Source organism: Pseudonocardia sp. ZF1, from assembly GCF_056835605.1.
On sequence record NZ_JAJNBY010000001.1, the window covers coordinates 5,355,169 to 5,378,764 of the forward strand.

20 protein-coding genes are annotated in these 23,596 nt (G+C 74.9%); 13 read left to right on the forward strand and 7 right to left on the reverse strand.

From position 1 onward, the window contains the following. Window positions 1–7 precede the first annotated feature (7 nt). A complete protein-coding gene (locus ZF1_RS25750; RefSeq protein WP_357437087.1) occupies window positions 8–853 on the forward strand; it encodes an alpha/beta fold hydrolase in 846 nt (281 codons plus the stop codon). A 71-nt stretch (window positions 854–924) separates the two neighbouring features. Then, window positions 925–1,206, forward strand: coding sequence for a helix-turn-helix domain-containing protein (locus tag ZF1_RS25755; protein WP_357437089.1), 282 nt, complete (start codon window positions 925–927; stop codon window positions 1,204–1,206). 11 nt (window positions 1,207–1,217) lie between these two features. On the opposite strand, the gene ZF1_RS25760 is transcribed toward ZF1_RS25755, so the two are convergent. The 4 genes from ZF1_RS25760 to ZF1_RS25775 form a co-directional block, all read right to left on the reverse strand. Then, window positions 1,218–1,829: a ClpP family protease gene (locus tag ZF1_RS25760; RefSeq protein ID WP_062403890.1), complete on the reverse strand. Its 612-nt coding sequence runs from the start codon at window positions 1,827–1,829 to the stop codon at window positions 1,218–1,220. A gap of 5 nt (window positions 1,830–1,834) precedes the next feature. Then, window positions 1,835–2,452 (reverse strand): ClpP family protease, encoded by a 618-nt coding sequence (locus tag ZF1_RS25765; RefSeq protein ID WP_251783550.1) that lies wholly within the window; start codon window positions 2,450–2,452, stop codon window positions 1,835–1,837. Window positions 2,453–2,531: 79 nt separating this feature from the next. Continuing rightward, window positions 2,532–4,166 (reverse strand): DICT sensory domain-containing protein, encoded by a 1,635-nt coding sequence (locus tag ZF1_RS25770; protein WP_357437090.1) that lies wholly within the window; start codon window positions 4,164–4,166, stop codon window positions 2,532–2,534. Window positions 4,167–4,366: 200 nt separating this feature from the next. Next, complete coding sequence (locus tag ZF1_RS25775) at window positions 4,367–6,028, reverse strand: putative PEP-binding protein (RefSeq protein ID WP_482638526.1); 1,662 nt, start codon at window positions 6,026–6,028, stop codon at window positions 4,367–4,369. A gap of 98 nt (window positions 6,029–6,126) precedes the next feature. Here ZF1_RS25775 and ZF1_RS25780 point away from each other — a divergent pair, with 98 nt between their 5' ends. The 5 genes from ZF1_RS25780 to ZF1_RS25800 are packed head-to-tail and all read left to right on the forward strand — an operon-like array spanning window position 6,127 to window position 10,124. Continuing rightward, window positions 6,127–6,888, forward strand: coding sequence for a DeoR/GlpR family DNA-binding transcription regulator (locus tag ZF1_RS25780; RefSeq protein WP_357437094.1), 762 nt, complete (start codon window positions 6,127–6,129; stop codon window positions 6,886–6,888). A gap of 26 nt (window positions 6,889–6,914) precedes the next feature. Next, on the forward strand, window positions 6,915–7,862 hold the full coding sequence (pfkB, locus tag ZF1_RS25785; protein WP_073576934.1) for a 1-phosphofructokinase: 948 nt from the start codon (window positions 6,915–6,917) through the stop codon (window positions 7,860–7,862). Then, entirely contained in the window at window positions 7,859–8,308 is a 450-nt protein-coding gene (locus ZF1_RS25790; protein WP_062398515.1) for a PTS sugar transporter subunit IIA, read from the forward strand. Before pfkB ends, ZF1_RS25790 begins: the two co-directional genes overlap by 4 nt. Next, window positions 8,305–9,819 (forward strand): PTS fructose transporter subunit IIC, encoded by a 1,515-nt coding sequence (locus ZF1_RS25795; RefSeq protein ID WP_482638527.1) that lies wholly within the window; start codon window positions 8,305–8,307, stop codon window positions 9,817–9,819. Before ZF1_RS25790 ends, ZF1_RS25795 begins: the two co-directional genes overlap by 4 nt. A 26-nt stretch (window positions 9,820–9,845) precedes the next feature. Beyond that, window positions 9,846–10,124, forward strand: a complete 279-nt coding sequence (locus tag ZF1_RS25800; protein WP_062398519.1) for an HPr family phosphocarrier protein — start codon at window positions 9,846–9,848, stop codon at window positions 10,122–10,124. 7 nt (window positions 10,125–10,131) lie between these two features. Here ZF1_RS25800 and ZF1_RS25805 read toward each other — a convergent pair whose 3' ends face one another. After that, window positions 10,132–12,282, reverse strand: a complete 2,151-nt coding sequence (locus ZF1_RS25805) for a beta-galactosidase (protein ID WP_482638528.1) — start codon at window positions 12,280–12,282, stop codon at window positions 10,132–10,134. A 207-nt stretch (window positions 12,283–12,489) separates the two neighbouring features. On the opposite strand from ZF1_RS25805, the gene ppc reads away from it, so the two are divergent. The 6 genes from ppc (at window position 12,490) to ZF1_RS25835 (ending at window position 20,241) form a co-directional block, all read left to right on the forward strand. Continuing rightward, complete coding sequence (gene ppc, locus ZF1_RS25810) at window positions 12,490–15,258, forward strand: phosphoenolpyruvate carboxylase (RefSeq protein ID WP_482638529.1); 2,769 nt, start codon at window positions 12,490–12,492, stop codon at window positions 15,256–15,258. An 80-nt stretch (window positions 15,259–15,338) separates the two neighbouring features. Then, a complete protein-coding gene (locus tag ZF1_RS25815; RefSeq protein WP_062398523.1) occupies window positions 15,339–15,539 on the forward strand; it encodes a hypothetical protein in 201 nt (66 codons plus the stop codon). A gap of 49 nt (window positions 15,540–15,588) precedes the next feature. Beyond that, entirely contained in the window at window positions 15,589–16,389 is an 801-nt protein-coding gene (locus ZF1_RS25820; RefSeq protein ID WP_482638530.1) for an rRNA methyltransferase, read from the forward strand. A gap of 398 nt (window positions 16,390–16,787) precedes the next feature. Continuing rightward, a complete protein-coding gene (locus ZF1_RS25825; RefSeq protein WP_482638531.1) occupies window positions 16,788–17,546 on the forward strand; it encodes a LamB/YcsF family protein in 759 nt (252 codons plus the stop codon). Window positions 17,547–17,560: 14 nt separating this feature from the next. After that, window positions 17,561–19,564 carry a prolyl oligopeptidase family serine peptidase gene (locus ZF1_RS25830; protein ID WP_482638532.1) on the forward strand — a complete coding sequence of 668 codons (2,004 nt, stop codon included), beginning with the start codon at window positions 17,561–17,563 and terminating at the stop codon, window positions 19,562–19,564. Beyond that, window positions 19,561–20,241, forward strand: a complete 681-nt coding sequence (locus ZF1_RS25835; RefSeq protein ID WP_476653024.1) for an SIMPL domain-containing protein — start codon at window positions 19,561–19,563, stop codon at window positions 20,239–20,241. The genes ZF1_RS25830 and ZF1_RS25835 overlap by 4 nt, the downstream gene beginning before the upstream one ends. 14 nt (window positions 20,242–20,255) lie before the next feature. On the opposite strand, the gene ZF1_RS25840 is transcribed toward ZF1_RS25835, so the two are convergent. Continuing rightward, window positions 20,256–21,872, reverse strand: a complete 1,617-nt coding sequence (locus ZF1_RS25840; RefSeq protein ID WP_482638533.1) for an acyl-CoA synthetase — start codon at window positions 21,870–21,872, stop codon at window positions 20,256–20,258. Between the two features lie 31 nt (window positions 21,873–21,903). Then, window positions 21,904–23,466, reverse strand: coding sequence for an adenylate/guanylate cyclase domain-containing protein (locus ZF1_RS25845; protein ID WP_482638534.1), 1,563 nt, complete (start codon window positions 23,464–23,466; stop codon window positions 21,904–21,906). Between the last annotated feature and the right edge of the window lie 130 nt (window positions 23,467–23,596).

The window sequence follows — 23,596 nt, forward strand, 5'->3', positions numbered from 1 at the left end:
GCACCCCATGCCCCAGCTCAGCATCGGTACCGAGAACGGCAGCCCGGTCGAGCTGCACTACACCGACCAGGGCTCCGGCGCACCCGTCGTGCTGATCCACGGCTGGCCGCTGTCGGGGAGGTCCTGGGAGAAGCAGGTCCCCGCGCTGGTCGACGCCGGCCACCGGGTCGTGACCTACGACCGTCGCGGCTTCGGCCAGTCCTCCCAGCCCTGGGACGGCTACGACTACGACACCTTCGCGGACGACCTGCACGCCCTGCTCGTGCACCTCGACCTGCGCGAGGCCACCCTCGTCGGGTTCTCGATGGGCGGCGGCGAGGTCGTCCGCTACGTCGCGAAGCACGGCACCGACCGGGTCGCCCGTGTCGTGCTGGCCGCGGCCGTCCCGCCGTACCTCTACAAGTCCGACGACAACCCCGACGGCGGTCTCGACGACGCCACGATCGAGCAGTTCCAGGGCGGCGTCACCGGTGACCGGATCGCCTTCCTGGAGGAGTTCACGTCGAACTTCTTCGCCGCGGGCGACCGGACCGACCTGATCAGCGAGCCGAACCGGGCCTACCACCGCGCGATCGCCGAGTTCGCGTCGCCGAAGGGCACCCTGGACTGCATCACCGCGTTCGGACGCACCGACTTCCGCGACGACGTGCAGAAGGTCTCCGACGCCGGCATCCCGACCCTGGTCATCCACGGCGACGCCGACGCGATCGTCCCGTTCGAGGTGTCCGGCAAGCGCTCCCACGAGTCGATCGAGGGCTCGCGGCTCGCGCTGATCGAGGGTGGCCCGCACGGTCTCAACGCCACCCACCCCGACGAGTTCAATGCCGCGCTGCTCGACTTCCTGAAGGCCTGAGCGCCCGTCCCGGGTTCCGCTGTGGGCGGAACCCGGGGACCGCGGCCCCCGCCGGGACCTACCGTGCTCCCGTGAGCGAACCCCTCTGGCGGCACGCACTCGGTCGTGAGCTGCGGCGACGGCGGCACGCCCGCGGTGAGACCCTGCACGCGACGGCCGGGCGCGCCGGGGTGTCCCCGCAGTACCTCTCGGAGGTGGAGCGGGGCCGCAAGGAGCCCTCCAGCGAGATGATCGCCGCCGTCGCCGGGGCGCTCGGTACCGACCTGGCCGGGCTGACCCGCGGCGTCGCCGACGGTCTCGCGACGGCGCCGCGGGCGCGCGGGCCGCAGTGCGCCTACGCGCTGGCGGCCTGACCCGGCGCCGCTCAGCGACGCTCGCGGGTGCGCGGCGGCTGCGGTTCGAGCACGGTGTCGAGCAGGCCGTAGTCCCGGGCCGCGGACGCGGTGAACACGCGGTCGTGGTCGGTGTCGGCGCGCAACCGCTCGACGGTCTGCCCGGTGTGCCGGGCCAGGATCTCCTCGATGTCGGCGCGGATCCGGACCAGCTCGTCGGCCTGCAGGATCAGGTCCGGGATGGACCCGCGGCCCTGCGCCGCCGGCTGGTGCAGCACGACCCGGGCGTGCGGCAGCGCGCCGCGACGGCCCTCGGTCCCGGCGGCGAGCAGCACCGCACCCACCGAGACGGCCTGCCCGACGCACGTCGTCGCGACCGGGCAGCGGACGTGGCGCAGCGTGTCGTAGATGCCGAGCATCGCGCTGGGGTCGCCGCCCCCGCAGTTGACGTAGAGCTGCACCTCGCGGTCGGGGTCGTCGGCCTCCAGGAACAGCAGCTGGGCGATCAACGCGTTCGCCACGCCCGCGTCGATCTCGGTGCCCAGGTAGACGACCCGCTCGGTGAGCAGGTGGGAGTAGACGTCGAGGACCCGCTCGCCGCCCGGGGTGCGGGCGATGACGTTCGGGATCGTGTAGGTGCTCACCGCCGTCACCGCCCCACGCCGAAGCCGGTCGGGACGGCACCGCGGCGCGGCACCACCTGGTCGAACCGGTCGACGACGGCGTCGACGAAGCCGTAGTCGAGCGCCTCGGCCGCGGAGTACCAGCGGTCGTGCAACGAGTCGGTGAAGATCCGGTCCACCGGCTGCCCGGTGTCCCGGGCGATGAGGCCGAGCACGGTGTCGCGGGTGTGGCGCAGGTCGTCGGCCTGCAGCTCGATGTCGACGGCCGTCCCGCCGATCCCCGACGAGCCCTGGTGCATCAGCACCCGCGAGTGCGGCAGCGCGCGGCGCTTGCCCGGGGTGCCCGCCGAGAGCAGGAACTGCCCGGCGCTGTAGGCGATGCCGAGCACGAGCGTCGAGACGTCGCAGGGCACCAGCCGGAACAGGTCCCGCAGCGCCAGCATCGCCGGCACCGACCCACCGGGCGAGTGGATCCAGAAGGCGATGTCGGCGTCCGGGTCACGGGCGGCCAGTGCCACGACCTGGGTGGCGAGCAGGGTGCCGTTGTCGTCGTCGAGGGGGCCGTCGAGCACCACGACGCGCTGGTCGTAGAGGTCGCGGCGGGCGCGGTCGTCGAAGCGCGGGGTGCGCGGTGAGTCGCTCATGACCCCACCGTGGCCGGGGGACGGCCCGGTCCGCGCCCGGTTCTGCCCAGGGCAGCTCCGCCCAGGGCGAACGCGCCGGTCAGCCGGGGTGACCGCCGTTGTCGCGGTGCCGGTCGGCGAACACGTCGTAGTCGGCACCCCGGTCGCCCTGGACCAGGCGGCGCACCGCCTCCTGCGCCGCGGCCCGCGGGTCGGCGGCCGCCTCACCGGTGACCGGCTGCGGGCCGGTCGAGGACGCGTCGAGGTAGGGCCGGGGCCGCGACGGCGGCGGGGCCGGTGCGGGCCGCGGCGGCGGGGCGTGCGCGTCGGGCGGGGGCGCGACCGGGTCGCCGGACCCGCCGCCGTTCGCGGCCGGGCGCGGGCGCGGTGCGACGTCGTCGGGACCGCGGTGCCGGGCCGCGGCCGACGGCTCCGGGGACGGCCGCGGCGGGGCGCCCTCCCGCCCGGTCGCGGCGACGACGATGCGGTCTCCGGCCGGGTTCCGGCCGGCGTCGACCGGGCCGGCGTCGCCCGGCTCCTCGGGCAGGTGGGCCAGCGCCGCGCGCAGGTCGGCCAGCGGCAGCGGCCGTGTCGCCGTGACCGCGAACGCGACCCGCCCGGCCAGCGCGATGCCCGGCCAGCCCTGCGAGGCCAGCGCCAGGCGCTCGCCGACCCGGTCGCAGAGCCCGGCCAGGTGCCGGTCCGAGGCACCGGGCACGACCAGCGCGAACTCGCGCTCGGACAGCCGCAGGGCCGCGTCGACCGGGCCGAGCGGCTGGGTCATCGCCGCCGCGACCTGGTGGGCGGCGAACCAGGCGGCGCGGTCGTCGTCGTGCACGACGGAGCCGTCGAGGCCGGGCAGGTCGAACAGTGCGACGCCGACGGGCAGCGTCTCCGGCCCCGCCGGTCCGGCGAAGCGGTCCAGGGCCTCGGCGGTGGGCAGACCGCTCGCCGGGTCGACCGCGGCGGCGGCACGGGCGGCCGCGGCGCGCTGGGCGTCGGCCAGCTGGGATCGCAGCTCACGGGTGCCGGCCCGGGCCGACAGCAGCCGGTCGATCATGTGGTTGAGCGAGGTCGTCGCCCAGGCCTCTCCGGTGGTGCCCGCCGAGGCCGCCGGGTCGCCGCCGGTCGGCATCGAGGAGCCGAGCAGCTCGTCGACCGTGCGCCGCACCGAGGCCGGCAGCCGGTCCCCCAGCGCGAACCGCAGCCGCGCGAGCTCGGTCCCGGCCTGGGCACGGGCGTAGCCCCAGCGGCCGAGGAACACCCGCCCGGCCTCGCCCCGTTCGCGCGGGTCGCGGGCGTACTGGTCGGTCGCGACCAGGAACGCGCCCGCCCCGGGCCCGAGCGCGACGACACTCCACTCCGACGCCAGCGGCTCGTCCGGGTCCAGCACCACGAGGTGGACGCCGTCCGGCACGTCGTGCACCCCGCCGTCGGCGAACGCGACGACGACGTGCATCCCGGCCTGGGCCATCCGCGCGTAGACCTCGCGCTCGCGGTCGAAGAAGCGCAGCTGCTGGAACAGCGCGACGACGACCGTCGGGTCCTCCCGCGGCCCGGACATCACCGCGCGCTCGATGGAGTGCGACAGGTGCACGAGCAGCCGCTTCGACGCCGGCTCCGGGCGCGCGCCCGAGGCGCGCTCCCAGGCCTCGCGGCGGCCCTCGGACAGCCCGTCGACGTAGGCCTGCTCCGAGGCCACCCGGACGGCGTGGGCAAGCGGTCCCTCGGACATGGGTGACCTCCGGTCGTCGGACGGCGCCCGGTTCGCGACACGGGATCACGCCGTGTGTCGACCCAACAACCGCGGGTCGCCGAGGGCAACCGGTGGCCGGGTACGTCCGGTGGGACCACAGGCCACTGCGACCAGCGGCGTGACGCCGCCGGTCCACCCACCGCGCAGCCGAGCGGGAGGACGAACGCGACGAACGGCGATCAGCCGTCGAGAGCGGCGACGGCGCGGCGGGCTGCGACCGGGTCGGCCGCGGCGCAGGCCGCGCGGGCCCGCTCCCGGCACTGCTCCACCGTCAGCCCGGCCAGGGTCGCCCCGACCGCGGCGAGCGCACCGGACCCCATCGACAGGCTCGCGACCCCCAGACCCACCAGTACCGCGGCCAGCCCCGGGTCGGCCGCGGCCTCGCCGCACACCCCGACCGGGGTGCCGGTGCGCGCCGACGCCTCGCCGAGCAGCCCGAGCAGCCGCAGCAGCGCCGGCTGCCACGGGTCGTTGAGCGCGGCCACCGGCCCGGACTGGCGGTCCGCGGCGAACAGGTACTGGGCCAGGTCGTTGGTGCCGACCGAGACGAAGTCGACCTCGGCCATGATCTCGTCGGCGGTGAGCACCGCGGCCGGGATCTCGATCATCACGCCGGCCTGGGAGATGCCGTGCGCCCGGCAGCGCTGCACGAACCAGCGCGCCTCCTCGGCGGTGGCGACCATCGGCGCCATCACCTTGAGCGCGACGCCGGTCTCCTTCGCCGCGGCGGCGAGCGCGGCGAGCTGGCGCTCCAGCACGCCGTCGCCGTTGCCGGGGACGCGGGCGATCCGCAGGCCGCGCACGCCCAGCGCCGGGTTGGGCTCGCCGTCGAGCGACAGGAACGGCAGCGGCTTGTCCGCGCCGGCGTCGAGGGTGCGGGCGGTGACCGGCCTGCCGGCGAACGCGGACAGCACCGCGGTGTAGACCTCGCGCTGGGCGGCCTCGGTCGGCTCCTCGGCCGCGGAGAGGAACGCGAGCTCGGTGCGGAACAGGCCGACGCCCTCGGCCCGGGCCTCCGCGGCCTTCGCCGCGCCGGGGCCGTCGCCGACATTGGCCAGGACCGGCACGACACGGCCGTCGGCGGTGCGGCCGACGCCGTCCCACTCGGCGGTGACCGAGGCGGCGGCGGCGAACGCGGTGGCCTCGTCGAGGGTGGCGACCTCGACGACCTCACCGGTGCCGCCGTCGACGGTCAGCGCGGCGCCCTCGGCGATCCGGGTCGCGCCCGCGCAGCCGACGACCGCGGGGATCCCCAGCGAACGCGCGAGGATCGCGGTGTGGCTGGTCGGGCCGCCCTGCTCGGTGACCAGGGCGAGCGCGACGCCCGGCTTCAGCCCGGCGGTGTCGGCCGGGGCCAGGTCGGTCGCGACGAGCACGGCGGGCGCGTCCAGGTCGGCGACGCCCGGCGCGGGCAGCCCCAGCAGCTCCGCGACGATCCGGTCACGCACGTCGTGGATGTCGCGGGCGCGCTCGGCCATGTAGCCGCCCATCGACGACAGCATCTCGGCGAAGGAGTTCGCGGCCTCCCACACCGCGCGCGCGGCGGGCCGCCCCTGCTCGGTGACCAGCCCCTGCGCGCTCTCCAGCAGCGCCGGGTCGCCGACCATCGTCACGGTCGCCTCCAGCACCTCGCGCGCGTCGCCGATGACGGTCGCGGCGCGCGCGGTCAGGCGCTGCGAGACCAGCTCGACGGCCGGCGCGATCCGCGCGGCCTCGGCGGCGGCGTCGGCCGGGGCGGGGCCGGCGGCCGGCTCGCCCGGCGGCTCGGCGACGCGGACGACGCGGCCGCCGGCGCGGCCGGGGCTGGCGGGGATTCCGATGAGGGCGGTCGTGCTCGGCATGAGTGGCTCCCGGGGTTACGTCGACGTGACCCGTTGACAAACACAGTAAAACCCACATACTCAGACACAAGCAAGCATCGAAGCGGGAGCGAACAAAGATGTACGCAGCGGAGCGTCAGCAGTGGCTGCTCGACCGGACCCGGGACCGGGGCCGGGTCGACGTGGCCGCTGTCGCCGAGGAGCTCGATGTCACCCCCGAGACCATCCGCCGGGACCTCGGGGCCCTGGAGCGCCAGGCCCTCGTCCGGCGGGTGCACGGCGGGGCGATCCCGTCGGACCTGCTGAACTTCGAGCCCGGGGTCGGCCAGCGCGACAGCCAGTTCGGCGCGGAGAAGGAGCGGATCGCCAAGGCCGCCCTCGCCGAGCTGGGCACCGCCGCGACCGTCCTGCTCGACGCCGGGACCACGACCTCCCGGCTCGCGAGCACCCTGCCCCGCGAGCGCGACGTCACCGTCGTCACCAACTCGCTGCCGATCGCGTCCTCGCTGGCCGGGCGCCCGAACGTGGACCTGCGGCTGCTCGGCGGCCGGGTCCGCGGGACGACGCTGGCCACCGTCGACGACTGGGGCACCGAGGTGCTGGCCGGTCTCACGATCGACGTCGCCTTCATCGGGACCAACGGCTTCTCCGTGGTGCGCGGCCTCACCACACCGGACACCGGCGAGGGCGCGACCAAGCGGGCGATGCTGCGCGCCGCCCGCCGCACCGTCGTCCTCGCCGACGCCAGCAAGTTCGGCTCCGACCAGTTCGTCCGCTTCGGCACGCTGGCCGAGGTCGACACGCTGATCACCGACACCGGCCTCGACCCGGCGGACGCCGCCGAGCTGGAGGCCGCCGGCCCGAAGGTGGTACGCGCATGACCCCCCGCACGCTCCCGACCCCGCCCATGTTCGTGACGGTCACCCCGAACCCGAGCCTGGACCGGACGATCGCGCTGCCGCACCTGGTGCGCGGCGAGGTGCACCGCGCCGGGTCCGTCCGGGTCGACCCCGGCGGCAAGGGCGTCAACGTCGCCCGTGCGCTGGCCTCGGCCGGGCACCGGGCGGTGGCCCTGATGCCGTCGGGCGCCACCCCCGGTGAGCGCCTCGCGGCGCTGCTGGAGCCGACCGACGTCACGACCGTCGCCGTCCCCGTCGCCGAGGCCACCCGGGTCAACATCACCCTGGTCGAGCCGGACGGCGTCACCACCAAGATCAACGAGCCGGGCCCGCGACTGTCCGCCGACGAGGTCGAGGCGCTGTTCCAGCGCGCCTGCGCCCTCGGCGCCGGCGCCACCTGGCTGGTCAGCTGCGGGTCACTCCCCCCGGGGGTCGGCGACGACTTCCACGCCGAGCTGACCCGGCGCTGCCGCCGTCCCGGCCTGAAGGTCGCGATCGACACCTCGGACGCGCCGCTGCACCACGCCGTCGCGGCGGCCCCCGACCTCGTGAAGCCCAACCACGCCGAGCTGGCCGAGCTCGTCGGGCGCCCCCTGGGCAGCCTCGGCGACGTGCTGCTGGCCGCCCGCGAGCTGCGTGCCCGCGGGATCGGCGCGGTCCTGGTCAGCCTGGGTGCCGGTGGCGCCCTGCTGGTCGACCGGTCCGGCGAGTACCACGCCCGGACCCCTCCGATCACCGTGCTCAGCACGGTGGGCGCCGGTGACTCCACCCTGGCCGGGTTCCTGGCCGCGGGTGGGGAGGGACCCGACGCCCTGCGGCAGGCCGTGGCCTACGGCGCCGCCGCCTGCCGACTGCCCGGCTCCGCCACGCCGGGTCCGGCCGACATCCGAATCGACGACGTCGAACTGGCCCCCACGCCGGACGTCACCCTCGCCCTCACCGGAGATGCCGCATGACTGCCCTGATCACCGCTGATCTGGTCGACCTCGACGTGCCGTCGGCCGACCGGAAGACCGCCGTCACCGCGCTCGCCGAGCGCCTGGTGAAGGCCGGCCGGGTCACCGATCTCGACCGGTTCCTCGCCGACATCGAGGCCCGCGAGGCCCAGATGCCGACCGGCCTGGAGGGCGGCATCGGCATCCCGCACTGCCGTTCCGCGGCCGTCACCGAGCCGACCCTGGCCTTCGGCCGGGCGCCGTCGGGTGTCGACTTCGGCGCCGAGGACGGCCCCGCCGACCTCATCTTCATGATCGCCGCCCCCGAGGGCGGGAACACCGACCACATGACGGTGCTCGCCGCGCTGGCCCGTCGCCTGGTCCGTGCCTCGTTCAAGAACGAGCTCCGCAACGCCACCGACCCGGCCGCCGTCGCGACCTTCATCCAGCAGGAGGTGGGAGCATGAAGCTCCTCGCCGTCACCGCGTGCCCCACGGGCATCGCGCACACCTACATGGCCGCCGAGGCCCTCGAGGTCGCCGCCGAGGAGTCGGGCCACGAGATCGTGGTCGAGACCCAGGGCTCGGCCGGCTCGACGCCGTTCACCCAGGCCCAGCTCGACGAGGCCGAGGCCATCATCCTCGCCGCCGACGTCGAGGTGCGGGACAAGGAGCGCTTCGCGCACCTGCCGACCGTCACCTCCCCGGTCAAGAAGGCCATCGGCGGCGCGCCGGGCCTGATCGAGCAGGCCGTCGCCAAGGCCACCGCGCAGCCCAAGGGCAGCGCGGTCGTCCCGGCCCAGCGGGCCGACGGCGAGCCGGAGATGGCCACCAAGAACTTCGGCTCCGGCTTCGGCTCGAAGCTGCGCGGCTGGCTGATGACCGGCGTCTCCTACGTCATCCCGTTCGTCGCCGCCGGCGGTCTGCTGATCGCGCTGGGCTTCGCCCTCGGCGGCTACCAGATCACCGAGGCGCCCGACGTCGTCTCCTTCGGTGACGACGGCGTCGCCTCGGTCGCGTTCGACCCGGGTGCACTGCAGTCCTGGGCCGCGCTGTTCTTCCAGGTCGGTGGCCTGGCATTCGGCTTCCTGGTCCCGGTCCTGGCCGGCTTCATCGCCTACGCCATCGCCGACCGCCCGGCCCTGGTGCCCGGCTTCGTCGGCGGCATGATCGCCGTCCAGACCCAGGCGGGGTTCCTCGGCGGCCTGGTCGCCGGTCTGCTCGCCGGTGCGGTCGTCTACGGACTCAAGCTGTGGCAGCCGCCCCGCGCCCTGGCCGGGATCATGCCGGTGCTGGTGCTGCCGCTGATCGGCACCGCGGTCGTCGGCGCGATCATGTTCCTGGTCGTCGGCACGCCGCTCGCGGCGGCCACGACCGGCCTGACCAACTGGCTCAACGGCCTGTCCGGCACCAACGCGATCCTGCTCGGCGCGCTGCTCGGCCTGATGATGGCCTTCGACATGGGCGGCCCGGTCAACAAGGCCGCCTACGCCTTCGCCGTCGCCGGGCTGTCCACCGGTTCGGAGACCGCGCTGATGATCATGGCCGCGGTGATGGCCGCCGGCATGACCCCGCCGCTGGCGCTGGCCCTGGCCACCGCCGTCCGCAAGAACCTGTTCACCAAGGCCGAGCAGGAGAACGGGCGCGCCGCCTGGCTGCTGGGCGCCTCGTTCATCACCGAGGGCGCGATCCCGTTCGCCGCGGCCGACCCGCTGCGGGTCATCCCGTCGCTGATGGCCGGGTCCGCGGTCGCCGGCTCGCTGTCGATGGCCTTCGGCGCGACCCTGCGGGCCCCGCACGGCGGCATCTTCGTGGTCCCGCTGATCGGCAACCCGTTCGCCTACCTGCTGGCGATCATCGCGGGCACCCTGGTCTCCGCCGCCCTGGTCGTCGGCCTGAAGTCGGCCCGCCGCACCCCGGCTCCGGCCGCCGCCGAGCAGACCGCCACCGCCCCGGCCGCCGCGCCGGTCGCGGGCTGACCCACCCGAGAGAAGGAGCACCCACCATGGCCGAGCGCCGTGTGAAGGTCGGTTCGTCGGTCGGGCTGCACGCCCGCCCCGCCAACCTGTTCGTGACCGCCGCCAAGGAGCAGGGGGTCAAGGTGAGGATCGGGACCGCCGACGGCGAGCGTGGTCCGGTCGACGCCGCCTCGATCCTGTCGGTGATGGGCCTGGGAGTGAAGTCCGGCGAGGAGGTCGTGCTGACCTCCTCCGACGACGAGCAGGGCGAGGCCGCCGTCGCGGCCCTGGCCGAGCTGCTGGAGCAGGACCTCGACGCGAGCTGACCCCGCGTCACCCGGTACGACCCCGACGCCCCGCCGCGCCTCCCGCGCGGCGGGGCGTCCGGCCGTCCGCACCCCGGTCCTGCCGAGACGCACGTTTCCGCCCTCCCGGGGGCAGGAACGTGCGATTCGATCCCGCGGATCGGTCCCGCAGGACGGTCACCCCGCGCGGGGGCAGCGTGCCGGCCGGGCCGGCGAGCACCTCCGCCGCGCCGAGCGGCCCCAGGTCGACGGGGGCGTCGGTCCGGTTGACGACGAACCGGAAGCCGTCGCGGCGGACCAGCTCCACCCGGCCCACCAGCTCGCCGGGCAGCTCGGGGGCGATCCCGGCGGCGGCCAGCAGGCGTCGCAGCAGCGGGGCGCGGTCGGCGAGGCGGGTCGGGACGTAGGTCGCCGATCCGTCCCCGACCGGGCGGCGGGTCACCGCGGGCAGCCCGGCGAGGTCCCCCGCGGCCGGGTCGGTACCGCAGCCGGTCCAGCGGGTGAGCACCTCGACGGCCGGGTCCACCACCTGCACGGCCTCGCTCCACAGGTCACCGGTGGAGCCGTCGTCGAGCTCGACGACGGCGCCCGGGTCAAGCGGCGCGAACTCCTCGACCCGGATGCCCAGCAGGTCGCGCAGCGCGCCCGGGTAGCCGCCGAGGACGGCGTGCGCGTCGTCGTCGACGGCGCCGGAGAAGTAGGTGGCGACCAGGTGCCCACCGGCCCCGACGTAGGCGGTCAGCGCGGCCGCCCGGTCCGGGCCGACCACGTGCAGCACCGGGGCGACGACCAGCCCGTAGCCGGACAGGTCCGCGTCGGCGGACGTGACGTCGGCCCGCACCCCGGCGTCGAGGAACGCCCGGTACCAGCCGAGTGCCTCGGCCTTGTAGCGCAGCTCGGTGGTCGGGGTGAACGGCTGCTCGGCCGCCCACCACGACGGCCAGTCCCACAGCACCGCGGCCGGCGCGGGGACCCGTCGCGCCCCGGCGACCGGGGCCAGGTCGCGCAGGGTCGCCCCGAGCGCGGTGACGTCGCGGAACAGCGCCGAATCCGGCCCGGCGTGCGGCACCATCGCCGAGTGGAACTTCTCCGCGCCCGCCGCGGACTGGCGCCACTGGAAGAAGCAGAGCGCGTCGGCGCCGTGCGCGAGGTGGGTGAGCGCGTCGCGGGCGAGCTCCCCGGGGCGCTTGGCGCGGTTGACCGGCTGCCAGTTCACCGCCGACGTCGAGTGCTCCATCAGCCACCACGGGTGCCCGCAGGCGAGGTTGCCGGTGAGGTTGGCCGAGAACGACAGCTCGTCGCGGGCGTCCGGACCGGGGAACACGTAGTGGTCGTTGGCGACGATGTCGACCTCGGGCGCCCAGGCCGCGTAGTCCATGCCGCTGGTCTCGCCCATCACCATGAAGTTGGTGGTCACGGGCACGTCCGGGGTGAGCGCGTGCAGCAGGTCCCTCTCCGCGCGCAGGTGGTCGAGCAGGGCGTCGGAGGAGAAGCGGGCGAAGTCGAGCTGCTGGGTCGGGTTCGGGTGGGTGCCCGGGCCGGTGCGGCGCGGGGTGCCGATCTCGTCCCAGTCGCCGTAGTGCTGGGACCAGAACGCGGTGCCCCAGGCGTGGTTGAGCCGGTCGAGGTCGCCGTAGCGGCGCTGCAGCCAGGCGCGGAACGCGACCTGTGCGTCGTCGGAGTGGTCGTGGACGTCGTGGCAGCCCAGCTCGTTGGACACGTGCCAGGCGGCGAGCGCGGGGTGGTCGCCGTAGCGGCGGGCGAGCCGCTCGACCAGGGCGAGGGCGTGGCGGCGGAACACCGGGGAGGTCGGGCGGTGGTGCTGGCGCCCGCCCGGCGCCAGGGTCCGACCGTCGGCGTCGACGGCGAGGATCTCCGGGTGCCGGTGATGCAGCCACGGCGGGGGTGACGCCGTGCCCGTCGCGAGGTCGACGGCGATCCCGCCCGCGTGCAGCAGGTCCAGCACGTCGTCGAGCCACCCGAGGTCCCAGCGGTCCGGCGCGGGCTGGAGCAGCGCCCAGGAGAAGACGCCGACGGTCGCGACCGTCACGCCTGCCTCGCGCATGAGCGCCACGTCGGACTCCCACACCGCGCGCGGCCACTGCTCGGGGTTGTAGTCGGCCCCGAACTCGATGCGGGGACGGGAGGCACCGGGGGTGCGACGCAGCCAGCGGGTCATGCGCCCAGTGTGACCCGCGATGATGTGCGATGTCGTGCGGATGTGTCCGAGTTCGTGCGGATCAGGTTTCCCCGGGGTTACGGGCGGCGCCAGCGATGGCCCCGCCCCGCGCCGGCGGGGGACGATGCCGCTGCCCGAACCCCGTTCCCGACGACGCGAGCGGCCCGTCCCGACCCGCGCCACCGCGCGGAGAACCGGAGAGCCTGCGTGAGCCCCTCGGAGACCACCGCACTCGCCCCTGACTCGCTGACCGCGCACTCGGGCGTCGTCAGCGAGAGCGAACAGAAGGCGCTGCGCGCCGACATCCGGCGGTTGTCGACGATGCTCGGGCGGACGCTGTCCGACGAGTCCGGTCCCGAGGTCCTGGAGCTGGTCGAGCAGGTGCGCCGGGCGGCCCGGGACTCGGCGCGCGGCGAGGCCGGGCCGGACGTCGTCGCGGCCCTGCTCGACGGGATCGACACCGGCACCGCGGTACTGCTGGCGCGGGCGTTCTCCCAGTACTTCCAGCTGGCCAACGTCGCCGAGCAGCTGCACCGGTCCCGTGAGCTGCGGGAACTACGCCCGGTCGACGCGCGACCGCTGCGGACGGTGCTGCGCCGCCTGGCCACCGAGGCCGACCCGGACGAGGTCGCCGACGTGCTGGCCCGGGCCGAGCTGCGCCCGGTGTTCACCGCGCACCCGACCGAGTCGACCCGGCAGTCGGTGCTGGGCATCCTGCGCCGGATCGTCGACGCCCTCGACGACCGGGCGCCCGACGAGGAGCTCGCCGCGCTGGTCGACCTGCTCTGGCAGACCGACGACATCCGCCCCGGCAAGCCGATGGTGATCGACGAGGCCCGCAACGTCGCCTGGTTCGCGGCCCGGCTCGGCGAGCGGACCGTCCCCGACCTGCTGGGCGAGTTCGCCCGGGAGGCCGCCGAGGCCGGGCTGGAGATCCCCGACGACGCGCGTCCGCTCGTACTGGGGTCGTGGGTCGGCGGCGACCGCGACGGCAACCCCAACGTCACCCCCGCGGTGACCCGCGAGGTGCTGGAGCTCAACGCCGACCGGGCGATCCGGATCCACACCGCGCTGGTCGAGAAGCTGGTCTTCGAGCTGTCGGTGTCGACGCGGGTGATGGGGGTGTCGGAGGAGCTGCGCGGCTCGCTGGCCCGGGACCGCCGCGCACTGCCCGCGGTGCACGACCGCTACATCCGGCTCAACGCGCACGAGCCGTACCGGCTCAAGCTGTCCTACGTCGCGGCCCGGCTGGAGAACACCCGCCGGCGGATCGCGGCCGGCGCCGCGCACGAGCCGGGCGTCGACTACCTGGGGTCGGCCGGCTACCTGGAGGACCTGCTCGTCGTCGACCGGTCGCTGCGCGGCCACCACGGCGCCCGGATCGCCGGCGGCACCCTGGCCCGGGCGATCCGCTCGGCCCGCGCGCTGGGCCTGCACCTGGTCGAGATGGACGTGCGCGAGCACTCGCAGAAGCACCACGACGCGCTCGGCGCGGTGTTCGACGGGCTCGGCGAGCTGGAGAAGCCCTACGCCGAGCTGACCCGCGACGAGCGCCGGGAGCTGCTCTCGGCGGAGCTGCGCAGCAAGCGGCCGCTGTTCCGCCGCCACTACGGCGTGCCCGAGGCCGCCGCGCCGGTGCTGGACCTGTTCGACACGGTGCACGCGCTGCAGCACGAGTTCGGCGACGAGGTCGTGCGGACCTACATCGTCTCGATGGCCCGCGACGTCGACGACCTGCTCGCCGTCGCCGTGCTGGCCCGCGAGGCGTACATGGTCGAGATCGGCGAAGACCCGCGTTCTTCGATCGACCTCGTGCCGCTGTTCGAGACCGTGGAGGAGCTGTCCCGGGCCGGGGAGCTGCTGGAGGGGCTGTTGTCGGACCCGGGGTACCGGCAGCAGGTCCGCAACCGCGGTGACCTGCAGGAGATCATGCTGGGGTACTCCGACTCCAACAAGGGCGCGGGGATCACCGCGTCGCAGTGGCAGATCCACCGGGCGCAGCGCCAGCTGCGCGACGTGGCCGCCGAGCACGGGGTGCGGCTGCGGCTGTTCCACGGTCGCGGCGGGTCGGTCGGGCGTGGTGGCGGCCCGGCCGGTGAGGCCATCGCGTCGGCCCCGTTCGGGTCGGTCGACGCCACGATGAAGCTCACCGAGCAGGGCGAGGTCATCTCCGACAAGTACTCGCTGCCCAGCCTGGCGCACGACAACCTGGAGATCCTGCTGGCGTCGATGCTGGACGCGTCGCTGCTGCACCAGGCGTCGCGCTGGCCGGCCGAGACCCTGAAGCGGTGGGACGAGGTCATGGACTGTGTGTCCGAGGCGGCCACCGCGACCTACCGGACGCTCGTCGACGACCCGGGCCTGCCGCTGTTCTTCACCGCGGCGACGCCGGTGGAGGAGCTGGGGCGGCTCAACGTCGGGTCGCGGCCGTCGAAGCGACCGGGGCAGGGCGAGCCGACGCTCGACGACCTGCGGGCGATCCCGTGGGTGTTCGGCTGGACGCAGACCCGGATGGTCGTGCCCGGCTGGTACGGCCTGGGCTCGGGGCTGAAGGCCGCCCGCGAGGCCGGCTACGCCGACGAGCTCGCCGAGATGCGGGAGTGGGCGTTCTTCCGGAACCTGGTCGGCAACGTCGAGATGACGCTGGCGAAGACCGACCTGCGGATCGCGTCGAACTACGTCGCGACCCTGGTGGAGCCGGAGCAGCAGGGGCTGTTCGCGCAGATCCGGGCCGAGCACGAACTCACCCGCCGCGAGCTGCTCGCGGTGACCGGGGAGGACCAGCTGCTCGCCCGGCACCCGGTGCTGCGGGGCACGCTGTCGGTGCGCGACACCTACCTCGAGCCGCTGCACCACCTGCAGGTCGAGCTGCTCGCCCAGCGCCGGGCCGCGGGCGACGACCCGGATCCCGACCTGGAGCGCGCCCTGCTGCTGACGATCAACGGGATCGCGGCCGGGATGAAGAACACCGGCTGAGCCCCGGTACCGGGCCGGGCCGGACGCGGGACCGGACCCGGGGCGGCACCACCTCGACGCCCGACCGGTACGTTCCGGACATGGAGCACGATCGGAACACACCCGGCCCGGAGGGCCCCGCGACCCGCCGGGTGGTCGCCTGGGTGCTGATCATCGCGCTGGCCGGGCTCCCGCTCAGCTACCTGGCCGGGACCGCGGGCCCGCAGATCGTCGGCGCGCTGGTGGTCGTCGCGCTGCTGGTCGGCGGTGTGGCGTTCTGGCTGCACCGCCGCACCCGCTGACCGGCCACCCGCCGGAACCGGTGCGGCCGCGGGCTGCTGGACTGCCCGGGTGCAGTACCGCCACGCCCCGGCCGCGAACCACGCGGCGCTCGACGCGGTGCTGGCGTCGGCGCCGGGCCGCCCGACCCTCCCGGTACGACTGACCGTCGAGCTCGCCGGCCGCGCCCGCGTCCACCTGCCCGCCGACGCCCCGCTCACCGTGTGGGACCCGTGCTGCGGCGCCGGGGCGACGCTCACCGTGCTGGGCCTGCTCGTGCCCGGCCTCGCGCGGTTGGTGGGCACCGACGCCGACCCCGAGCCGCTCGACCTGGCCCGGCGCAACCTCGCCCTGCTCGACCCGGGCGGCCTCACCGCCCGCGCCGCGGACCTCGAGGCCCTCGCGGCCCGGCACGACAAGCCGTCCTACGCCGACGCCGCGACCGCCGCCCGGGCCCTGGTCCCGGCGAGTACCCCGGCCTGGTCCGTCACCCTCGCCGACGCCCGCGACACCGCCGCCGTCCGCAACGCACTGGCCGGAGCGGGTCCGCACGGGACCGGCCCGGACCTGGTCCTGGCCGACCTGCCGCACGGGCACCGGACGACCTGGGCCGCCTCCCCCACCCGGCCCGGCGGCGTGGCCGGCACCCCGGCCCCGGACGCCGGGCCCGTCCGCGCTGCCGCCGACGACCAGGACCCCGGGGTCGAGTTCCTGCGCGCGGTCGCGACCGCGCTCCGCCCGGACGCCGTGGTCGTGGCCGTCGGGCGTGGGCGGACGGTGCCGCTGCCGGGCGGGGCCCGGCCCCTCGAACGGGTCCGCGTGGGGCACCGGGCCGCCGTCCTGGTGCGGGCGGGGGCGCTGCAGGAGGGCTGACCGGGCAGGGCTGCCCGCCGCCCTCGCGCCGGGGCAGGGCCGGTCGGTCCTCGTCCGTGCCTCGCCCCGGCTCCCCCGGTTCCGGGGAGGCCCGACGTCCGCAGAACCGTTCCCGGGACGCACTGTTTCTCGCAGGACAGGATGCCGATGAGGCGACGCGCCTCCACGCCGGCAGGAACCGGCCCCCGGACACCCCTGTTCTCCGAATCCGCTTACCGGGTAAGCGAGTTCGGAGAACCAGCACCCTCCGGTGCCCCCGGGCCCGGGCGAGATGGCCCGATCCCGGGCCGCCGGGCCCAGGAGCTCCGATCTCCGAGCGAGCCGACACCGGTCACACTGGGCCCCGGACCGACACGGACTCCGATGCAGACACCGACACCGACACCGAGGACACGCCCGTGAGCACGATCGACCTGAACGCCGACCTCGGTGAGTCCTGGGGCCGGTGGACCCTCGGCGACGACGAGGCGATGCTCGGGCTCGTCACCTCGGCGAACGTCGCGTGCGGGTTCCACGCCGGGGACCCCTCGACGCTGCGGGTCACGACCACGGGGGCGGCCGGGGCGGAGGTCGTCGTCGGGGCGCAGGTGTCGTACCCGGACCTGCGCGGGTTCGGGCGCCGGTTCCTCGACATCGAGCCCGACGCGCTGACCGACGACGTGCTCTACCAGATCGGCGGCCTCGAGGCCCTGTGCCGGGCCGCGGGCACCCGGGTCCGCTACGTCAAGCCGCACGGCGCGCTCTACAACGCCACGCGGACGCACACCGCGCAGGCGCGTGCGGTGGTCCGGGCGGTGCGGGCGTACGACCCGTCGCTGCCGGTGCTCGGGCTGCCCGGGTCCGAGCTGCTCGCGGAGGCCGAGCGGGCCGGGCTGCGCGCGGTGGGCGAGTTCTTCGTCGACCGCGGCTACACCGGTGAGGGCGGGCTCGTGCCGCGCGGCGAACCGGGTGCACTGCTCGACGACCCCGCGGAGGCGGCCGAACGGCTGGTCCGCGTGGTCGGGACGGGGACGGTGCCCGCGGTCGACGGCAGCGACGTCGCGGTCCGTGCCGAGTCCGCCTGCCTGCACGGCGACTCCCCCGGCGCCGTCGCGACCGCCCGACGGGTCCGTGACGCGCTCGCCCGGGCCGGGATCACCGTCGCACCGTTCGTGTGAGCGATGATCGGGTCATGACGAACGACCCGCACGCCTGGCTCGAGGACGTCACCGGCACCGAGGCCCTGGAATGGGTGTCGCAGCGCAACGCCCGCACCGAGGCGCGGCTGACCGGCACCCCGCTGTTCGCCGAGCTGGAGTCGGGGATCCGCGAGGTCCTCGACTCCCGCGACCGGATCCCGTTCGTCACCGCCCGCGGCGGGCACTACTACAACTTCTGGACCGACGAGCAGCACCCGCGCGGCCTGTGGCGGCGCACCACGCCGGAGTCCTACCGCAGCGCCGACACCGAGTGGGAGGTGCTGCTCGACGTCGACGCGCTCAACGCCGCCGAGGGCGAGAACTGGGTCTGGCACGGTGCCCGGTTCCTGCGCCCGGACCTCGACCGCGCGCTGGTCGACCTGTCCCGCGGTGGCGCCGACGCCGACGTCACGCGCGAGTTCGACCTCCCGACCCGCAGCTTCGTCGACGGCGGATTCTCCCGGCCCGAGGCGAAGGGCGGGATGAGCTGGATCGACCGGGACACCGTCTACCTGTCCACCGACCTCGGCCCGGGCACCATGACCACGTCGGGCTACCCGCGCACGGTGCGGCGGCTGCGCCGCGGCGAGGCCCTGGAGTCCGCCGAGCTGGTCTACGCCGGCGAGGAGACCGACCTCAGCATCTCGGCGTTCCGTGACCACACCCCCGGCTTCGAGCGGGACTTCCTGCGCCGGGCGCTGGCCTTCTACGCCGACGAGCTGTACCTCATCGGCGGGGACGGGACCCTCACCAAGATCGACGTCCCGGACTCCGCGATGACCGACGTGCACCGCGAGTGGTGCACCGTCGAGCTGCGCGAGGACTGGGGCTCGTTCACCGCGGGCTCCCTGCTCGCCGCCCGTTTCGACGACGTCCTGGCCGGCACCCCCTCGTGGGAGGTGCTGTTCGAGCCCACCGACTCCTCCTCGCTCGCCGGGTACGCCTGGACCCGCCACCACCTCGTGCTCGACGTGCTGGAACACGTCGTCGACCGGCTCGTCGTGCTCACCCCGGGCGAGCAGGGCTGGACCCGCGCGCCGTTCACCGGGGCACCGGAGTTCGGCAGCGTCACCGTCGCCGCGGTCGACGTCGACGAGAGCGACGACGTCTGGCTGATCGTCACCGACTACCTGACCCCGTCGACGCTGTCGATCGCGACGGTCGGCGAACAGCCCCGTCCGCTGCGCAGCGCGCCCGCGTTCTTCGACGCGTCCCGCCACGTCATCGAGCAGCACTTCGTGACCAGCGACGACGGCACCCGGGTCCCGTACTTCCTGGTCCGGCGCGACGACCTGCCCTTCGACGGCTCCGCCCCCACCCTGCTCTACGGCTACGGCGGCTTCGAGATCCCCATGACCCCCGGCTACTCCGGTGGCACGGGCCGGTCCTGGCTGGAGCGCGGCGGGGTGTACGCGGTCGCGAACCTGCGCGGCGGCGGCGAGTACGGGCCGCGCTGGCACCGGGCGGCGCTGCGCGAGAAGCGGCCGCGGGCCTACGAGGACATGGCCGCCGTCGCCCGGGACCTGATCGACCGCGGCGTCACCTCGCGGGCTCACCTCGCCGTGCAGGGCGGCAGCAACGGCGGCCTGATGGCCGGGAACATGCTGGTCCGCTACCCGGAGCTGTTCGGCGCGGTGGTCATCCAGGTGCCGCTGCTGGACATGAAGCGCTACAGCCACCTGCTCGCCGGTGCCTCCTGGATGGCCGAGTACGGCGACCCGGACACCGACGACTGGGAGTTCATCCGGACGTTCTCGCCGTACCACCTGATCGACGACGCGGCCGACTACCCGCCGACGATCCTGCTGACCTCCACCCGCGACGACCGGGTGCACCCCGGCCACGCCCGCAAGTTCACCGCCGCGCTGGAGGCCGCCGGCCACGACGTGACCTACTACGAGAACATCGAGGGCGGGCACGGCGGCGCCGCGGACAACGCGCAGGCCGCCAGGATGGCCGCACTGGCCTACGGATTCCTGTGGGAGAAGCTGGCATGAGCGACGTCGTGATCAGGGTGCGGGGCGAGCACGAGCGGCAGGTGCCCGCCGAGCGCGGCACCGCGCTCGTCGTCGTCCAGGCGCAGGGCCCCGAGGCCGCCCCGGTGCGGGCGGAGGTCGAGCGCGGCACCGCGGCGCTCGTCGCCGACGTGCGCGGCCTGCACGACCCCGACGCCGGGCCGGTCCGGCGCTACGTCGTCGACCAGGCCCGCAGCTGGGTCGAACAGCCCTCCTTCGAGGGGCGCCCGCAGCCGCCGGTGCACCACGCGTCGGTGTCGGTGTCGGTGGAGTTCGACGACGTCGCCCGGCTCGGCGCGTGGCTGTCCGGTGTGGACCGGTTCACCGGTGCGCAGATCCAGGGGATCACCTGGGACCTGGCCCGCGACCACCGCCGCGAGATCGAGCGCGCGTCCCGGCAGGACGCGCTGCGCCAGGCCGTCGAACGCGCCCAGGACTACGCCGACGCCCTGGACCTGGGCACCGTCGCCCCGCGCTCGGTCGCCGACACCGGGATGCTCGGCGGCCGGGCGGTCGCGATGAGCGCGCGGGCCGTCGGCGCGCCCGGCAGCTGGGGCGCCGAGTCCGCCGACGGCGGGCTCGGGACGCTGCTCGCCCCGGACGACATCACCGTCCGGGCCGAGGTGGAGGCCGAGTTCGTGGTCCGGCCGGGCTGCTGACGCCCGGGGCGGGCTCAGCCCTCCCGGGCGGCGATGTCGCCGTGCTCGGTGCGCAGCTCCCGCTTGAGGATCTTGCCGCTGGGGTTCTTGGGGAGGGCGTCGGCGAACACGACGTACTTGGGCCGCTTGTAGCCGGCGAGCTTGTCCTTCGCGTGCGCGTCGACCTGCTCGCGGGTCAGCGTCACCCCCTGCTTCGGGACGACGACCGCGGTGACGGCCTCGATCCAGTGCGGGTGGCTGACGCCGAACACGGCGACCTCGGCGACCCCGTCGAGCAGGTAGAGCGCCTCCTCCACCTCGCGGGAGGCCACGTTCTCCCCACCGGTCTTGATCATGTCCTTCTTGCGGTCGACGACGGACAGGTACCCGTCGGCCGTCATCACGCCCAGGTCGCCGGAGTGGAACCAGCCCCCGGCGAACGCCTCGGCGGTCTTCTCCTCGTTCTCGTAGTACCCCAGCGTCACGTGCGGGCTGCGGTGCACGATCTCGCCGACCTCACCCGGCGGGACCTCGTTCCCGGCGTCGTCGACGACCCGGGTCTCGACGTTCAGCGACGCCCGCCCGGCCGACCCGGCGTGGCTGAGCTGCTCGTCCGGACCCAGCAGGGTCGCCAGCGGCGAGGTCTCGGTCTGGCCGTAGAAGTTCCACAGCCGCACGTCGGGCAGTCGCCGGGACAGCTCCTGCAGCACCTCGACCGGCATGGCCGCGGCGCCGTAGTAGCCCTTGCGCAGGCTCGACAGGTCCCGGGTGTCGAAGTCCGGGTGGCGCAGCAGCGAGATCCACACCGTCGGCGGGCAGAAGAGCTTGGTGACCTTCTCCCGCTCGATGGTCTCCAACAGCCGGGCCGGGTCCGGCGACGGGAGGATGATGCTGGTCGCGCCCAGGTAGACGTCGACGGACAGGAAGCAGTCCAGCTGCGCGCAGTGGTAGAGCGGCAGCGAGTGCAGCTCGACGTCGTCGTGGGTCATCCCGCCGTCGACGACGCACGACACGTACTGGGTGATCAGCGACCGGCTCGGCAGCATGACGCCCTTGGGCCGCGACTCGGTGCCGGAGGTGTACATGAGGCGCAGCGGGTCGTCGTCGGCGACGTGCACGTCGGGCTCGCCGGGGTCGCCGTCGCCGTCGATCCAGGCGTCCAGGTCGGCCCAGTCGCCGGCCGGCGCCTGCCCGGACAGCCCGATCCGGGCCCGGACCGACGCCGGCTCCGACGACTGCGCGAGCGCCTTCTCCCCGGTGGCGGCCAGCGCGTCCTCGACGACGAACGCCGTCGCCCCGGAGTCGTCGAGGATGAACGCGATCTCCTCGGCGTTCAGCATGAAGTTGATCGGCACGAGCACGACTCCGAGCCGCGCGGTGGCGTAGACGAGCACCGCGAACTGGCGGCAGTTGTGCGAGAGCAGCGCGAGCCGGTCGCCCTTGGCCAGCCCCTGCTCCGCCAGGGCGGCGGCGCACCGGTTCACCGCCGCGTCGAACTCGGCGAACGTCCAGCGGGTGTCGCCGTCGACGACCGCGGTCTTGCCCGGGTACCGGACGGCCGTGCGGTGCAGGAGGTCCCCGAGCGAGTGCCGTCGCGCCCGCTGGATCGCCGCGGCGGTCTGCTCACTGAACCCGGTAGCGCCGTTGCCCATGGCGGCATCCTGCCCGAGGACACCCCGACAGTCACGTACGACTGTTCTCCCCGGATCCGACGGGCGCGGCGGTGTCCTGGGCGTGCTCGGCGGGCACGCAGACGCCGGTCGGCTCGTCCCGTCCGCGTAGCGTCACCGACTCCCCGGCCCGCCACCGCGCGGCCTCCGCACCGGCGGCGTCGACGGCCCGCGCGGACGCGACGACCATCCCCGGCACGGACTTCGCCAGCTCGGTGAGCCGGGCGGCCTCGTTCACCGGGTCGCCGATCACGGTGTACTCGTAGCGGCGCGGGTCCCCGATGTTGCCGGCCACGGCGTCGCCCGCGGACACGCCGATCCCGGCCTCGGCCTCGGGCATCTCCTCGGCCAGGCGGGCGCCCAGGCAGCGGGCGGCGCTCAGCGCGGCGCCGGGGGCGTCGTCGAGGTCGAGCGGGGCACCGAAGACCGCGAGCGCGGCGTCGCCCTCGAACTTGTTGATCCACCCGCCGGCCTGCTCGACGCACTCGACGACCACCCCGAAGAAGCGGTTCAGCACCGCCACGACCTCCTCGGGCGGGCGGCGGGCGGCCATCGCCGTCGAGCCGACGAGGTCGACGAACAGCACGGCGACCGGGCGCACCTCGCCGCCGAGCCGGATGCCGTCGCCGCGCGCCGAGGCCGCCTCGGCGACGTCGCGACCGACGTGGCGGCCGAACAGGTCGCGGATCCGCTCCCGCTCGCGCAGGCCCTCGACCATGCTGTTCGTCCCGGCCTGGAGCTGGCCGAGCTCGGTGTTGTCGTAGACGGGCAGGCTCACGTCGAGATCACCGTCCTGCACCCGGGCCAGCGCACGGCGCACGGCCAGCACGGGGTCGGCGATGGCGCGGGCGGCCCCGAGCGTCGTGATCAGCCCGACCCCGATCGCGGTGCCGCCCAGCGCGAGCATGGTGACCGCGAGCTGGGTGGGCGAGGAGTCGCCGAACACCAGCGCGACGAGCCCGGCCAGCATGATCCCGGAGATCGGGACCGCGGTGCCGAGCGCCCAGAACCCGACCGAGCGCAGCATGACCCCGGTGACCAGGCGACGCCGCTTCGGCGGCCGTCCGGACAGCACCCGGGCCGCGGCACGGCGCAGCATCCGCTCGACCAGCAGGTAGGACAGCGACGACGTGGTCACGCCGCCGATCAGCACGGTGGCGGTGACCGAGAAGCCCAGCCGGCCGGAGTAGCGCAGGTTCAGGAAGCAGAACAGGATCGCGGCCACCATCCACAGCAGCGCGACCATCGACGAGATGCGGGCGGGCGCCCGCAGGACCAGCGCTCGCTCGTCGGCCTGCGGATCCCGCGAGGAGCGGCGCAGGGTCAGCTTCCGGCGGCCGAACCAGATCCCGACCGGGACGGCGACGAGCAGGTAGATCCCGAGCACGACGAGGTTGACCAGCCGGATCTCGACGGCGTCGAGCAGCTGCTCGCGCGGCAGCACGAAGGCCGCGATGACCAGCACCACGGCCGCGCCGATGACGTTCGCCGACGCCACGACGAGGGCGAGCAGGGCCCGTACCGGCAGCCCGACGACCTGACGGCCCGGCCGCGTCGCGGGTCGCTGCGCATCCATGGGCCGGAGTCTAGGCCGATCGAGTGAGCTGGGCCGCCGGAGATCGGGACCGGTGGGTGGAGAGCCGATCTCCACCCGGGGTCGGTCTCCGGGTGGATCCGGGAGGGGGTCCGCGCGCGGGACCGTCGTC